Genomic DNA, 13,405 nt, shown 5'->3' with positions numbered 1-13,405 from the left:
GGTAAGAAAATGGAAAACAATTCAGAACAAAAAGCATTAGTATTCCCATTCGCAGAAATGGTGGATTACAACGAAGGCTCAATCGTGAGCAAAATTATCAAGCATTTTGACAATTTAAAAGTTACTCTATTCGCATTTGATGCAGACCAATACATCAGCGAACACTCAGCACCATACGAAGCATTTTTCTATGTAATCGAAGGGAAAGTTGATTTCACGGTTTCAGGTGATGTTAATCATCTCAAAACGGGCGATTTGCTTATTATCCCGTCGAAGGCTCCGCATTCGTTGAAGACTTTGGAAAAATCCAAGGCATTGTTGTTGATGAAAAGGTCAAATTAATTAAGGAATAAACATGTTTTGCTATCAATGTGAACAAAATGTACGATTTAGATGCATGGACAATATGGGCGTGTGCGGCAAAGATGATTTGACTTCCAAGTTGCAAGATATTTTGCAGTATGCCACTCAGGGCTTATCATTTTACACACACATACTCAACCAAAATAATATCAATACCGAAAAATATGATAAATATGTTATAGAAGCATTATTTACAACTATGACAAATGTCAATTTCGATGCGTTGAGAATCAAAGATATGGTGGTTGAAGTTTGCAAGGCTCGCGATGAAGCTAAAAACATCGCACTACAAGCTAATATAGCCGAAGAAGAAACATTGCCCGATTACGCCACTTTCAATTTTGTTGATGACTATCAATTTATTCAAGAAGCCTGGTACAAAACTTCAATTCCTGCAAAACAAGCAACATTCGGCAAAACTATTACCGGATTGCAGGAATTAGCGATTTATGGATTGAAAGGTGTAGCAGCATATTTAGACCACGCTCTTATGCTGGGATTCAAGGATGAAGAAGTATATAAATTTTTCCATGAAACGCTATCAAAAGTAAGCATATCCGACGACCCTACAGTTTTGCTCAAAATGTCAATGGATGTCGGGCGGCAAAATCTGAAGGTGATGGAATTGCTCGACAAGGCTCACACAAGCAAATTTGGCAATCCTGAGCCATCAAAAGTAAGAATTACACCTATAAAAGGAAAAGCTATTTTAGTTTCGGGGCATGACTTGAACGATTTGTACAATTTACTCCAACAAACTGAAGGCTTAGGAATCAACATTTATACTCATGGTGAAATGCTTCCTGCTCACGGTTACCCCGAATTAAGGAAATTCAAACACCTTGCCGGTAATTACGGCGGCGCTTGGCAAGACCAACAAATGGAATTCGACAATTTCCCCGGGGCGATTCTGATGACCACAAATTGCATCCAATTCCCATTGCATACATACGCAGAGCGCCTATTTACCACAGGTTTAGTCGCTTGGCAAGGAATCAAGCATATTTCCAATGGAGATTACTCGGAATTAATTCAAGTTGCACTCGAAGCGCCGGGATTCCAAGAAGATTCAGCTGAAAAATTCATCTTTACAGGATTTGGACATAATGCGGTATTGAGCAATGCGGACGCTATTGTCGAAAAAGTAAAATCAGGCGAAATCAGCAGATTCTTTTTGATTGGCGGTTGCGATGGCGCCCGTAGCGGACGCAATTACTACACAGATTTCGCACAATCGGTGCCCAAAGACAGCATAATATTGACACTTGCTTGCGGTAAATATCGCTTTAACAAGCTCGAATTTGGTGAAGTAGCAGGATTGCCGCGATTGATGGACGTCGGGCAATGCAATGATGCATATTCCGCAATCAAAATCGCAACTGCATTAGCTGAAGCACTCGATACAGATGTCAATTCGATGCCGCTATCGTTCATTTTGTCATGGTACGAGCAAAAAGCCGTGGCAATCTTGCTGAGCTTGCTCTCATTAGGAATCAAGAACATTCGTCTGGGTCCGACTTTGCCTCAATTTATTGAGCCGGAAGTTCTGGAATTTTTAGTCCAAAACTTCGGTATACAACCGATAACAACGGTCGAACAAGACCTTCATGAAATATTGGGATAAGCTACACCCAATATACATGAACTGCAACTCTTTGAAATAAGGGTTGCAGTTTTTTTTGTAAATAAAAATTAACTAAGTTGATTACTCGTCTCTGCGATAAATAGTTTATTTGCAATCAGGTAGAGCCATGAATCAAGACATAAGATGGAAGCAACGATTCTCAAATTACGAAAGTGCATTGAGCCAATTAAAAGAGTTCATTGAGCATGGTGAATTGAACAAATTTGAAGAACAAGGATTGATTAAATGCTTTGAATATACATATGAACTTGCGTGGAAAGTCATTCGCGATTATTTCATATATCAGGGTTCTGTGGAAATCAACGGCAGCCGCGATGCTATTCGAATGGGATTTAACAAAGGACTTATTTCTGATGGAACTAATTGGATGAATATGGTTGATGATAGGATTAAAACTGTCCATACATACGACGAAGAGCAAGCCGCCCAAATTCATGACAATATTGTAAATATTTATTACAAACTGTTTCTCGATTTTGAAACAAAAATGAAAAGCTTATTATGATGTTCGGGCTTGAAAATAATGTAATTGCAGCAATCAACTCAGTATTTGAAAAGATTCCTGAAGTTGAGGAAGTGATTATCTATGGTTCACGAGCCAAAGGCAATTACCGCGCAGGCTCGGATATTGACCTCACTCTAATAGGGAAGGACTTGGATTATTCGATACTAACAAAAATAAACATTGAAATAGAGGAATTACATTTGCCGTATTTGTTTGATATTTCAATTTTTCACAAAATAAAATCCACCGATTTGATTGAGCATATCAATAGGGTAGGGGAAGTATTTTATGAAAGAGCATCCTTACTAATCTGAATTTGATTTACGAAACAGGCTTTACAAAATTACTTTTGAAAACATAGCCCACGAATTCATTCGTGGGATGCAGTTTATGTTTTTTACTATTAAACACGGTTTTAACCGTGTAAGTTTTCATTTATTAAAACCATTAAAATGGTTTTAAATTTGATTTTCATTTCCATTTTCCCACGGTTAAAACCGTGGGCTATGTTTGTCAACTTTTTTCAGGATAAGACAGTCTAATTAGTTTAGTCGTTATTACGGTAATAGGAGTAAAATTCGGCTATTAGCGCAAAAGCCTTTGTCAGAACTTCTTCTTGGGGAAGCGTAACGATTCTGAAATGCGAAGTGCCGGGACGTTGCCCAAAACCTGAGCCCGGAACCACGATTACGCCGGTTTCTTTGATTAGCTGAGTTACGAAGTGATTGTCATCACGCACTTTGATAGTCGGGAAAGCGTAAAAGGCGCCTTCGGGTGGCACAAGGTCAATTCCGTCAATTTTCGCCAAGGCATCAATCATCAAATCGCGGCGGCGTTCAAGTCGCGACACCATTTCAACGAGATGCGATTGGTCGCCTTGAAGAGCGGGTACGATTGCGTATTGTTCGGGATGATTCGACGAAACTCGCGAGCGCAATAATTTGTTGATAGCTTCTACATAATCACCCAAAATTTCTTGCTTTCCACTCACAACTCCCCAGCCGATTCTGAATCCCGGAGCGACGTAATTCTTGGATAAGCCCGAAAAAGTGATGCAAGAAACTTCATCATCAAGTGCAGCAATCGAAGTCATTTTTTTGCCGTCAAAAATCAATTTGTCGTAAATTTCATCTGCAAGTATCACAAGATTATGCTCTTTAGCCAATTTTACGATTTCGAGCAAAGTCTCAGGTTTGCAAATCGAGCCTGTTGGATTGTTCGGATTGATAAGCACAATTGCACGAGTGCGTGAATTGATTTTGCCTTTGATGTCCTCGATATCCGGTTGCCAGCCGTTAGATTCGTCCAAGTAATAGGGATTTGGTTCTAACTCCAATTTGCTTTGGACTGCTGTGTAGAGTGGATAGCCCGGTGTCGGCATCAAGAAATTTTCGCCTTGATTGAGCAATGCAGTCAAGCAAATTTCGATTGCTTCACTCGCACCATTTGTTACAAAAGCATCAAGAATATTGAAAATGCCCTTATTGTTAGCATCCAGCCTGATAGCATCGAGAGCATCTTTGATGCCTGATGATGGTGCATAACCGTTTTTATTGCTTCTGATAGCCTCGCAAGTAGCATTTACAACAGTATCAGGAGTAACGAAGTCATAAATATTCGGGTCGCCAATATTGAGATAATACATTTGCTTGCCGGTTTTTGCTACCGAATCAGCCAAAGCAATAATATCACGAATCGCATATTTAACATCATTAGTCTTGTGTGCGGGAATAATTTTTTTCAAAGCCATTTTGTTTCTCCAATATAAAAAGAAATAATCGGTTTTGTGTTTTTAGCACAAATACCGATTACAAAATTACGAAGAAATTACTTAATTTATTTAAAATTCCTTATGAGCAACCGCTTGTCGAACCACAATCTTCACAAACCGTACAACTGCCATTGCGTTTGACTCTCATCGAGCCGCAATTTGAACAATGTTCGCCGGTATAGCCAAAAGATTGGGCTTCGGAGACCGAGCCGACTTTGATTTTGAGCATCGAACCATTGCCATTTGAAATAGATGAAGTATTGCCGCTAACACCAACTGCTATATCCGACATTTCAGGTGATGAATCAATATTATTAGGAGCAATTTCGGGTTTTGCTTCGATAGTATCTTCAGTTGGATTAGTTTTGCTTTCTAAGGGCAAATCTTTATTCCCGCCGTTCGGTTCCGGCACTTCGTCAATTGCTTTGACGTGAACAAAATCATTTCTACCGAGATAATCATATCCGAGTGAACGGAAAACGTAATCGAGAATAGAAGTCGAATTTTTAATCGCTTCGTGCCCTTCGACGATGCCTGCGGGTTCAAATCTTGTGAATGTGAATGTATCCACGAGGTCATCCAAAGGAACGCCATATTGCAGTGCCTTCGATGCCAGAATAGCGAAACTATTCAACAATCCGCGGAATGATGCGCCCTCTTTGTACATATCAATGAAAAGTTCGCCGATTTTTCCATCTTCATATTCGCCTGTACGCAAGAATACTTTGTGACCGCCAACTACAGCTTCACGAATATGACCATCGCGTTTTTTGGGTAATTTATGACGCACAAGTTTGTATCTTTGGCTATCGGCAATGATTTCCTGAACTTCTTTCGGTCCCTTAGTTTCATCAAGAGTATATTCGTCGCCCAAGGTGACCACTTCGTCTAAGCCTTTGTAATTGGACGAATTGAGCGGTTGGGACAATTTCGAGCCATCGCGATAAATCGCAATTGCTTTTAGCATCATTCTCCATGATTTGACATGCACTTCGCTGATTTGACCAACGGTAGCATGTGCCGGCATATTGACAGTTTTCGATATTGCACCTGAAATAAAAGGCTGAGCTGCTGCCATAATACGGATATGAGCCATATAGTCAATATATCTTGTGCCTTTTTTGCCACATTTGTTTGCAGTATCAAATATCGGGAGGTGTTCCTTTTTCAAGTGAGGAGCACCTTCAATCATCATCGTACCGCAAACGTAATCATTTGCAGCATCAATTTCCGATTCGGTAAATCCGATTCGTTTCAGCAAATCAAATCCTGCATCTTCGTATTCATCTTTTGTAATGCCGATTTTTTGTAAGAAATCTTCACCCAAAGCCCATTTATTCATAGCGAATTTAATATCGAAAACATTATCGAGTTGCTTTTCGACTAATTCGATTTTTTCGTCTGTGAATCCCTTTTCTTTTAGCGATTTTTTATTAATTGACGGGCAACCTAATAAAGTTCCGCTGCCTTTGCTGTATTTTTCGATGTCTTCAATTTGTTGTTCCGAGTATCCGAGTTTAGCCAAAGCCTTGCGGACGGATTGATTAACAATTTTGAAGTAACCGCCACCTGCAAGTTTCTTGTATTTGATGATTGCAAAATCAGGCTCAATACCTGTTGTATCGCAATCCATCACCAGACCAATAGTTCCGGTTGGAGCGATAACTGAAACTTGCGCATTACGGTAGCCAAAGTTTGAGCCGATTTCCAATGCTTCGTCCCAAGATTCTTTTGCAGCTTCAACCAATTCAGCAGGGCAAAATTTGGGATTGATACCCATCGGGCGAACTGTTAAATCTTCAAATTCAGCAGGAGGAGCATTATATGCGGCGCGACGGTGATTTCGGATTACGCGGAGCATAGCATCGCGGTTATCTTCATAGCCCGGGAATGCACCTAATTCTTTAGCCATTTCGGCAGATGTAGCATATGATTGACCTGTCAAAATAGCAGTAATAGCGCCAGCCCAACTCAAAGATTCAGGCGAATCATATGGAATGCCGTTTACCATCAGCAATGTACCAAGATTGGCATATCCGAGACCCAAAGTGCGGAATTTGTAGCTCAATTCAGCGATTCGAGCAGATGGGAATTGCGCCATCAATACTGAAATTTCGAGCACAATCGTCCAAAGTCGGACACCATGACGGAAATCTTCAATTTTGAAAGTTGAAGTTTCTTCATCGTAAAATTTCATCAAATTCAAACTTGCCAAATTACAAGCCGTATCATCGAGGAACATGTATTCGCTGCAAGGGTTGCTGGCATTGATTCTACCCGAATTAGGGCAAGTATGCCATTCGTTGATAGTAGTATCAAATTGCAAGCCCGGGTCAGCACTTTTCCAAGCCGAAAGATTGATTTTATCCCACAAATCCCTTGCACGAACAACTTTTGCTGTATCATTTTTAGCACGCCATTTGAGTTCCCACATTTCGTCGTTATCAACGGCATACATAAATTGGTTAGTGACGCGGACTGAATTATTTGAATTTTGTCCACTAACTGTTATATAGCCTTCGCCTTCGTAATGAGTATCGAATACGGGGAAATCAAGCGAAGTGAAACCTTGATTGACCAAATCCAAAACGCGTTGAATATGATTTAACGGTGTACCGCGATTAAGCGTTTTCTGTATTAAGTCGCGAAGTACTTTATTGGTGTTTATATCAGCGCCATTGGTAATTGCTTCTTCCATGATAGCTTGCATGAATGCTGCATTTATGCGCGAACCCGCCACCAATGCTGCTACTTTTTCTTCTTCTTTAGCTTTCCATTCGATAAATTCTTCGATATCGGGGTGGTCAATGTCAACGATGACCATTTTAGCCGCTCTGCGAGTAGTCCCACCGGATTTAATCGCACCTGCAGCGCGGTCAAATATTTTGAGGAAGCTCATCAGACCTGATGAATAGCCACCGCCGGAAAGTTTTTCGCCACCTCCGCGGAGATTAGAAAAATTGGTGCCTGTCCCACTGCCATATTTGAAAATACGTGCTTCACGAGTTGCTAAATCAAATATTCCGCCTTCACCGAGCAAATCATCATCTATGGATTGGATGAAACAAGCGTGCGGTTGCGGACGTGTATATGCATCAGTTGATTCGGTCAGCTTGCCTGTTTCAGGTTCGATGTAATAATGACCTTGTTTGCTTCCTGTGATGTCGTAAGCAAAATTCAACCCCGTATTGAACCATTGCGGCGAATTTGGAGCACACATTTGTTTCAAGAGCATGAATGCAATTTCATCATAAAAAATGCGAGCATCTTTTTCGGAATCGAAGTATTTATATTTTTCTCCCCAATGTCTCCAAGCACCGGCTAAACGGTGAACCACTTGCTTGACAGATTTTTCGGGTCCAAGTATAGCCTCACCCTTGGCATCAAGCAAAGGCTTGCCGTTTTGATCTAATTGTGGAACGCCTGTTTTGCGGAAGTATTTTTGTGCCAAAATATCAGTCGCAAGCTGAGACCATTGAGATGGCACTTCGATATCGTTCATTTCGAATACTAATGAACCGTCCGGATTACGCAAAACAGAAGCTCGTTTCGTGTATGTGAACATGTCGAAGGGGCTTGTCCCTTCTTTTGTAAATCTTCGTAAGATTTTCATAGAACATCCATATTTATAATATATTGTAAGTTTCTAAGTTCAGACAGGGGTGTAATGATATAGTGTGAATCTGCGATTCCCCCGTTTATGATATTTCGTATCTTTTGCGACTTTGTCTTTATGCTTATATGCAAATTAAGAAATAATTTGAAAATAAGCAAATGAAATAGCTTATACTAAGAAATTATTTTGCACTGCCCTGATTATCACAAAAATAATTTTGTTTCGGTGACATTCATAGAAATAAATCTAAGCATATTATTTTATGCTACAAAATTTTACTTTTCCACATTCTTCAAATCAATTTTTAATTATTTTAGATATAAAGATTTATACAAATATTAATATAAAATAAATGTTTCAACAAATTGACGAATGGCTTTTTTATGCAATCAATCATGGTTGGGCAAATCCTATTTTCGATAAAATGATGCCTTTCATAACCCAAGTAGATAGCTGGTTGCTACTGTATTTGTTAGGCTTTTACATACTTTTTTTCAGAGCAGGCAGAGCCGGACGAGTTGCAGCAGTTGCTCTCATTCTCACCATTATCGCTTCTGACCAAATTAACAGCTCATACCTAAAGGAAATGATTGGAAGAATCAGACCCTGTCACGTTTTAGATGATGTCAGACTCTTAATGCCATGCGGTGGTGGCAAATCCATGCCGTCATCACATGCCGCAAATAATTTTGCAGCGGCTGTAGTGTTGGTTTCATTCTTTCGTCGCGAGGCAATCATTTTGTTTTTAGTTGCATCGCTTATGGCTCTTTCGCGAGTATATGTCGGTGTTCACTATCCGATGGACATTTTGGCAGGTGCTGCATTTGGTACTGTCGTAGCACTAATCGTGACTTTTATCGTGAGATATATTGATAACATAATATTCAGAAAATCGCTCAAATCGCAGAATTATGATGCTCGTCCACGATAATTCCATCGCCCATAGTGCAAATTCTATCGGCAAAATTTGCTACTTCGCGGCTGTGAGTAGCGATTATCATAGTTAGCTTGTATTCTTGTCTGATTTGAGTAAGCAAATCAAGCACAGCAACAGAATTGGCAGAATCAAGATTTCCTGTCGGCTCGTCGGCAAGCATGACCACCGGATTATTAATCAAAGCTCTTGCAATGGCAACGCGTTGTTGTTCGCCACCGGATAGTTCCGAAGGTTTGTGCTCTAAGCGATGTTGCATTGAGACTTTTTCTAATAATTCAATAGCTCTTGCTTTAACTTTTTTGCGATTATTTCCGGCAATAATACCCGGAATCATCACGTTTTCAAGAGTTGTGAATTCGGGTAGAAGGTGGTGGAATTGGAAAATGAAGCCGATAAATTTGTTCCGAAAATTGGACAATTTATCATCATTCATTGCTAAAATATCGGTCACACCAGAATCGGAAAAATAGTTGATGCTCCCGGAATCAGGTTTATCCAAAGCTCCCAAGATGTAGAGCAAAGTGCTTTTCCCTGCACCCGATGGACCCATCAAAGCTACAGATTCGCCTTTAGCCACGTCAAAATCTAAGCCACGTAGCACTTCAATGCTCGAATCTGCTTTGAGTTTGAATGATTTGTTTATATTTTTTGAAGTCAGTAACATAAAAAAAGACTTTCCATTTCTGAAATAGAAAGTCCCTATAATTTATTCAACAGAATTTACTAATCTTTCTTAGCTTCGTCTTCGCTTGGAGCTTCATCATCAGTCTTAGCTTCGTCTTTAGGAGCTTCGGTTTCGGCAGCAGGAGCTTCTTCGGCAACTACTTCTGCAGTTGGTTCTTCAACCACCGCTTCAGCAGTTGGTTCTTCAGCTACTACTGTTTCTTCGACAGCTACAACTTCTTCGGCAGCTACTGTTTCATCAACCGGAGCAACTTCTTCGGCTACAATGATTGGCTCTTCTGCAACTTCAACTGGCGCAACTTCTTCAGTTTTAGCAACAGGAGCTACGGCTTTAGTCTTAGCTTTCGCTACAGGTTTAGCAGTACCTTTCTTTTTCTTCGTAAATGAGAAGGCGCCATCTTGAGGGGTCGAGAAATCAACCAATTCAATGATTGCAGTTCTTGCTGCGTCGCCTCTGCGAATGCCTGTTTTGATTATTCTGGTATATCCGCCGTTGCGAGTACCAATTGCCGGAGCAATACTATCGAATAATTCTTGCAAAACTGCTTTGTCACGAATAAATTTGCCGACTACTCTTCTGTTGTGAATATCAATTGTTTGACCTTCGTGCAAATTGCCTTGTTGCTCATTTTGCAAAGCGTGAACCGCCTTGGTAATAAGTCTTTCGGCGAATGGTCTTAACTCCTTAGCTTTAGCTTCGGTAGTATGAATTTTTTTATGTTCGAAAAGAGCAGTAGCCAAATTGTGAAGCAGTGCCTTTCTGTGACTGCTGGTCCTATTGAGTTTTCTGCCCGATACTTGGTGTCTCATATCTTTTCTCTATCAATTAATTTTATATATTTCTAATCAAGGTTAATGATTGGTTTAACGTCCTCTTTCAGGTATTGCTCAACGCTCATGCCAAATTCTAATCCGCTATTCAAGACAACTTCGGCTAATTCAGCCAAAGATTTTCTACCGAAATTACGGAATTTGAGCAATTCTGATTCTTGGAGCTGAACCAATTCAGCTAAAGTCTTAATATTTGCTGCTTTCAAGCAATTGTGAGCACGAACCGAAAGTTCGAGTTCATCAACAGGAGTCAAGAGTATTTTTCTAATTTTGTTGCGCTCTTGATTTTTCAATTCTTCTTCTTGCGATTCGACCGATGGTGGTTCTTCTTCAGTAGTTTCGATATTAATGAAATATTTTACATGGTCTTGCATGATTTTTGCAGACAAGTGAACTGCTTCTTGGGCAGTAATCGTTCCATCAGTTCTGACGTCCATAATCAATTTGTCGTAGTCGGTACGTTGACCAACGCGATAAGGTTCAATTGTGTAAATCACATTTTGAATAGGAGTGTAAATACTGTCTAAGGGCAACATTCCAAGCGGATAATCAGTAATAACTTGCTCGTCAGCAGGAACGTAACCTTTGCCTCTGCCAAGTCTGAGTTCCACATCAAATTCTCCGTCTTCGGCGATAGTGCAAATATGATGGTCGGGGTTCATTACTTCGAGAGTTGGCACTGCATCTTGAATATCCTTTGCAGTCCATGTTCCCGGACCTTTGAACTGTAAATTCACCTTCGTTAATTTCTTATCTTCTGCCCTCATACGGACTTCTTTTAGATTCAGAATTATTTGCGACAAATCTTCAACTACACCGTTTATAGTTTGGAATTCGTGCAGCACGTCGGAAATTTTAACTCCAATGATTGCAAGCCCCGGAATTGATGACAAAAGAATTCGTCTGAGCGAATTACCAATAGTCACTCCGTAGCCGGGTTCTAACGGCTGAAGTATAAATCTGCCGTGATATTCCGAAGTTGTCTCTTCGATTATTACCCTCTCGGGCATTTGCATCTGAGTATTCATAAATTATTATATCTTTTTTTCAACAAATTTTTATTACCTAAGGGAGAATTAGACTCTACGTCGCTTAGGCGGACGACATCCATTATGCGGAATCGGTGTTTTGTCAATGATGGTATGAATCTCAAGACCGGCTTGTGATAAAGCTCTAATAGCAGCTTCACGACCTGAACCCGGACCTTTGACAAACACATCAACTTTGCGCAATCCCATATCAAAAGCATCTTTTGCGGGTTTCTCGGCTGAAACTTGGGCTGCATAAGGCGTATTCTTCTTAGAGCCTCTGAAACCGTTTTTGCCTGCAGTTGACCAGCAAAGTGTATTGCCGTACATATCGGTAATAGTCACCTGTACGTTATTAAACGTAGCTCTGATGAAAGCTTTCCCGTGTACGTCGGAAACCGTCTTTTTCTTAATTTTCTTTTTTGCCACAGTAAATACCTGTAATAATAATTAATTACTTACTTATTTATTTATTATTTAGTAGCTTTCTTCTTTCCGGCTACAGTTTTCTTACGTCCCTTACGGGTACGTGCATTAGTTTTTGTACGCTGACCTCTTACGGGTAAGCCTCTACGATGACGCAATCCGCGATAACAGCCGATGTCCATCAAACGTTTGATGTTCATCTGAATTTCAGACCTTAGTTGACCTTCAGTTTTGAAGTTATCAAGCACCAATCTGAGACGGGCGACTTCATCGTCAGTCCAATCCGAAACCCTTTTATCAAAATCAATACCGGCTTCGGTCAAAACTTTCTTACTTGTAGTGGGACCTACTCCGAAAATATAAGTCAGCCCTACAAATCCTTTCTTATTTTTTGGCAAATCAATACCAGCTATACGAGCCACAACATCACTCCTAAATTTTAACCTTGTCTTTGTTTATATCTTGGGTTCTTTTTGTTAATTACATAAACCCTACCCTTGCGACGTACTATTTTGTCGTCGGGGTGTCTTTTTTTCACTGATGCTTGTACTTTCATCTCAAACCCCTTTACTTATATCTGTAAACAATTCTACCTTTGGACAAATCGTAAGGCGATAGTTCTACTGTAACCTTATCACCTTGCAAGATTTTTATAAAATTCATTCTCATTTTGCCCGAAATATGAGCCAAGACCTTGTGACCATTTTCCAGTTTGACCACAAACTGAGTGTTTGGTAATGTCTCGTCTATAACCCCGTCAACTCTTATTAAATCTTGCTTTGCCATAAAATAATTAACTTCTTAATGTGAATATAACAGCTTTGTTGCCATCTATCATAACCGTGTGCTCAAAATGAGCTGCTTTCTTCCTATCCTTTGTAACTACCGTCCAACCGTCTTTTAATACTTCTATGGCTTTGTTGCCAATATGTACCATAGGTTCGATTGCTATTACCATGCTATTCAACAAAGTTGAATTTGGCATTGATTTTCGATGCAACAAGGGCGGTACAAAATTTGGGACAGATGGATATTCGTGTAAACTTTTCCCCAATCCGTGCCCTGTAAACTCCCTTGTCAGACTGTAGCCTTTCGATTCTACATAGCTTTGTATTGAGCCTGCTATATCATAAACTTTATTTTGATGAACAGCATTATCAATACCAATTTCAAGTGCATTTTTAGTTGTTTCCAACAATTCTTCATCTTCCTTGCTCAACAAGCCTACAGAAAACGTAGTAGCACTATCACCGTAATATTCGTTTTTCAACACTCCGCAATCTACGGAGACAATATCTCCTTCTTTCAACTTTCTGTTTCCTGGAATTCCGTGAATAATTACCTCGTTTACAGAGATACACAAAGAATTCGGAAACGGATTGTTTGAAGGTCCGTAACCTTTGAATGCCGGGATGCCGTCTTTGCTTCTGATATAATCTTCGGCAATTCTGTCGAGTTCGATAGTCTCGACTCCGGGAACAACATACTTTTCGACTAAGCTCAAAGTATCGGCGACAATTCTGCAAGATTCTTCAATTTTGCGTATTTCGTCAGCCTTTTTAATTGCTCCTTTTGGTATCCTGAAATTCTGCATAATTG

The 13,405-nt window shown here is 40.0% G+C and carries 15 protein-coding genes; 5 read left to right on the top strand and 10 right to left on the bottom strand.

The window, feature by feature from the left end:
• Positions 1-9: 9 nt before the first annotated feature.
• The 4 genes from M9949_03000 (at position 10) to M9949_02985 (ending at position 2,827) form a co-directional block, all read left to right on the top strand.
• Entirely contained in the window at positions 10-342 is a 333-nt protein-coding gene (locus M9949_03000) for a cupin domain-containing protein (protein ID MCO5250372.1), read from the top strand.
• A gap of 13 nt (positions 343-355) precedes the next feature.
• The gene (hcp, locus tag M9949_02995; GenBank protein MCO5250371.1) at positions 356-1,987 is read left to right on the top strand and encodes a hydroxylamine reductase; all 1,632 of its coding nucleotides are present in this window, start codon (positions 356-358) and stop codon (positions 1,985-1,987) included.
• A 127-nt stretch (positions 1,988-2,114) separates the two neighbouring features.
• Complete coding sequence (locus M9949_02990; protein ID MCO5250370.1) at positions 2,115-2,513, top strand: nucleotidyltransferase substrate binding protein; 399 nt, start codon at positions 2,115-2,117, stop codon at positions 2,511-2,513.
• Positions 2,510-2,827 carry a nucleotidyltransferase domain-containing protein gene (locus M9949_02985; GenBank protein ID MCO5250369.1) on the top strand — a complete coding sequence of 106 codons (318 nt, stop codon included), beginning with the start codon at positions 2,510-2,512 and terminating at the stop codon, positions 2,825-2,827. Before M9949_02990 ends, M9949_02985 begins: the two co-directional genes overlap by 4 nt.
• 233 nt (positions 2,828-3,060) lie before the next feature.
• Here the strand turns inward: M9949_02985 and M9949_02980 are convergent, their stop codons facing one another.
• Together M9949_02980 and M9949_02975 are read right to left on the bottom strand one after the other, a co-directional pair.
• Positions 3,061-4,263: an aminotransferase class I/II-fold pyridoxal phosphate-dependent enzyme gene (locus M9949_02980; GenBank protein MCO5250368.1), complete on the bottom strand. Its 1,203-nt coding sequence runs from the start codon at positions 4,261-4,263 to the stop codon at positions 3,061-3,063.
• Positions 4,264-4,363: 100 nt separating this feature from the next.
• Positions 4,364-7,897, bottom strand: a complete 3,534-nt coding sequence (locus M9949_02975) for a vitamin B12-dependent ribonucleotide reductase (GenBank protein MCO5250367.1) — start codon at positions 7,895-7,897, stop codon at positions 4,364-4,366.
• A gap of 355 nt (positions 7,898-8,252) precedes the next feature.
• Here M9949_02975 and M9949_02970 point away from each other — a divergent pair, with 355 nt between their 5' ends.
• Complete coding sequence (locus M9949_02970; protein MCO5250366.1) at positions 8,253-8,831, top strand: phosphatase PAP2 family protein; 579 nt, start codon at positions 8,253-8,255, stop codon at positions 8,829-8,831.
• Here the strand turns inward: M9949_02970 and M9949_02965 are convergent.
• From M9949_02965 to map, 8 genes are read right to left on the bottom strand one after another with little or no spacing between them, the layout of a single operon-like run.
• A complete protein-coding gene (locus M9949_02965; GenBank protein MCO5250365.1) occupies positions 8,797-9,501 on the bottom strand; it encodes an ABC transporter ATP-binding protein in 705 nt (234 codons plus the stop codon). The two genes, M9949_02970 and M9949_02965, sit on opposite strands and share 35 nt — an antisense overlap.
• A gap of 59 nt (positions 9,502-9,560) precedes the next feature.
• On the bottom strand, positions 9,561-10,331 hold the full coding sequence (gene rplQ, locus M9949_02960) for a 50S ribosomal protein L17 (protein MCO5250364.1): 771 nt from the start codon (positions 10,329-10,331) through the stop codon (positions 9,561-9,563).
• 32 nt (positions 10,332-10,363) lie between these two features.
• Positions 10,364-11,380, bottom strand: a complete 1,017-nt coding sequence (locus M9949_02955) for a DNA-directed RNA polymerase subunit alpha (GenBank protein ID MCO5250363.1) — start codon at positions 11,378-11,380, stop codon at positions 10,364-10,366.
• Between the two features lie 48 nt (positions 11,381-11,428).
• A complete protein-coding gene (gene rpsK, locus M9949_02950; protein MCO5250362.1) occupies positions 11,429-11,809 on the bottom strand; it encodes a 30S ribosomal protein S11 in 381 nt (126 codons plus the stop codon).
• Positions 11,810-11,853: 44 nt separating this feature from the next.
• The gene (gene rpsM / locus M9949_02945; GenBank protein MCO5250361.1) at positions 11,854-12,228 is read right to left on the bottom strand and encodes a 30S ribosomal protein S13; all 375 of its coding nucleotides are present in this window, start codon (positions 12,226-12,228) and stop codon (positions 11,854-11,856) included.
• A 17-nt stretch (positions 12,229-12,245) separates the two neighbouring features.
• The gene (ykgO, locus tag M9949_02940) at positions 12,246-12,362 is read right to left on the bottom strand and encodes a type B 50S ribosomal protein L36 (protein ID MCO5250360.1); all 117 of its coding nucleotides are present in this window, start codon (positions 12,360-12,362) and stop codon (positions 12,246-12,248) included.
• Positions 12,363-12,373: 11 nt separating this feature from the next.
• Positions 12,374-12,592 carry a translation initiation factor IF-1 gene (gene infA, locus M9949_02935; GenBank protein ID MCO5250359.1) on the bottom strand — a complete coding sequence of 73 codons (219 nt, stop codon included), beginning with the start codon at positions 12,590-12,592 and terminating at the stop codon, positions 12,374-12,376.
• 7 nt (positions 12,593-12,599) lie between these two features.
• Positions 12,600-13,400 (bottom strand): type I methionyl aminopeptidase, encoded by an 801-nt coding sequence (gene map / locus M9949_02930; GenBank protein MCO5250358.1) that lies wholly within the window; start codon positions 13,398-13,400, stop codon positions 12,600-12,602.
• Between the last annotated feature and the right edge of the window lie 5 nt (positions 13,401-13,405).

It is taken from the genome of Candidatus Kapaibacterium sp. (assembly GCA_023957315.1).
Taxonomy (GTDB): Bacteria; Bacteroidota; Ignavibacteria; order Kapaibacteriales; family UBA2268; genus PGYU01.
Note: the sequence above shows the minus strand (reverse complement) of the source record. Positions and strands in the feature narration are given on the sequence as shown.